The following is a 1,601-nucleotide window of genomic DNA, read 5'->3' on the forward strand; positions in this document are numbered from 1 at the left end:
ATTTATCTCTCCGAGTTTAATGCCGTAAAGATAAATTCCAAATAACACCAATTGCATTGTCATAGAAGCATACGCCCCCATCATCAGCGTTTTATCGACGGCGGGGCTTGGGACATAGCCGATGAGATTCAGTGCAATCGCTACCAGTGCCGCCCAAAGGACGGGAAGTTTGAGGATATTGAGGAGCGACCCCTTTACGCTGAACTCTCCGCGTGAATAGTAAAACACCCCTATTGTATAGACAACGAAGACATTGACGAGGTTGATGAGCGTCGTATAGGGGATACTCTCTTCCCCAAACAGAGCGATCCCTAAGGGAATCCCGAGATTGCCCGTATTGCCGATTAATGCCGCGACGGTGGCGATAGAGCGTTCTTTAGGTTCAGAAAAAAGCATTCGGGCTAATGGAATCATCAACAGCAGTGAAATGATCGTAATAGCCAGATAAAGTGAGGGAGCTGCGAGGAGCTCAGTATCAATGGGACGTTTGAGCAATCCCCAAAAAGTGAGAAATATTTGTAAAAAATAGACACTCAGCAGAGTAATAGTACGGTCATCAATTTTCTCTTTAAATGTCCATTTGGCACCGAAACCGACAGCGATAAAGAGGTAAATACCCATAATTGAGAATAAAGTTTGCATTGAGTCACTTAGAATTGGTAGTTAAAACGATTTAGGCATTGTAACATGAACGGCTTGCGGATATGAAATAATATGTTATAATCAAAAACAACTATATTGATATGGTTGTATAGCTTATATACTGAAATGGGAGATAATAATGATAAAACAAGTGATCGTATCAGGAATACTTTCAAGTGCTTTAATGGCCGCAGGACCTTATGTGGGTTTAGATATGGGTAGAGTAAATGTAGATTATAAAGCTTCTGGAGCTTCTAAAAGTAGTGTTGATGATACCGGTGTAACAGTTAAGGGTGGGTACTATTTTAATCAAAATAACCGTGTATACGGATTCTACCAATATGTTGATCCTAATACGGAAAATGCTACGTTTAAACAGTATGGATTGGGGTATGACTATTTGATCGGTACTTCCTCATTAAAGCCATTTGTAGGGGCTATGGTTGGTAGAGCAATCAGTAAAGTGGATAACATCAATAACAAATTTGATATAAGCGGAACACTTGTGGGCGTACAAGCGGGTGTTAATTATTCATTTAATTCGAATGTATCGATCGAAGCTGGATATCGATACCTTGATTATGCTGGTGCTGATGCATACGAAAGTGTTGATGGTGTTACGGTAGAAGCGACATCTGCACAAAATTGGTTTGCCGGATTGAATTTCAAATTTTAATGTAGGCTTCTCAGGTTCCCGTTTGGTGGGAACCTATTCAAATAAACACTTCCAAGAATAATGTTTAGCGGTATTGATAAGCATCGGAGGTTAGAACCTCTTTGGCCTCTAAACTAGGTAATGGTTTGTAATAATGGTACCCTTGTGCGATTAAACACCCTTCTTTCAGTAAAAATTTCCCTTGTTTGTCGGTCTCGATTCCCTCGGCGACAATGTTGAGATTTAGCCCTTTGCACAGGTGGATGATCGATTTTACAATTTCACCATCCGCCTGATCTTCGGG

General features: G+C 40.7%; 3 protein-coding genes. 1 reads left to right on the forward strand and 2 read right to left on the reverse strand.

Annotation, left to right across the window (positions count from 1 at the left end; genetic code table 11):
- Positions 1-642: AEC family transporter (locus tag A2517_RS04980; RefSeq protein ID WP_294894743.1), on the reverse strand; the 642-nt coding region annotated here is incomplete at its 3' end.
- 139 nt (positions 643-781) lie between these two features.
- Between A2517_RS04980 and A2517_RS04985 the strand changes: the two genes are divergently transcribed.
- Positions 782-1,318, forward strand: coding sequence for an outer membrane beta-barrel protein (locus A2517_RS04985; RefSeq protein ID WP_294894745.1), 537 nt, complete (start codon positions 782-784; stop codon positions 1,316-1,318).
- A 64-nt stretch (positions 1,319-1,382) separates the two neighbouring features.
- Here the strand turns inward: A2517_RS04985 and A2517_RS04990 are convergent.
- Positions 1,383-1,601, reverse strand: a 219-nt coding sequence (locus A2517_RS04990) for an EAL domain-containing protein (RefSeq protein WP_294894747.1), incomplete at its 5' end; no start/stop codon positions are given.

Origin of the sequence: Sulfuricurvum sp. RIFOXYD12_FULL_44_77, assembly GCF_001830725.1 — a bacterium.
GTDB classification, from domain to species: Bacteria; Campylobacterota; Campylobacteria; order Campylobacterales; family Sulfurimonadaceae; genus Sulfuricurvum; species Sulfuricurvum kujiense_A.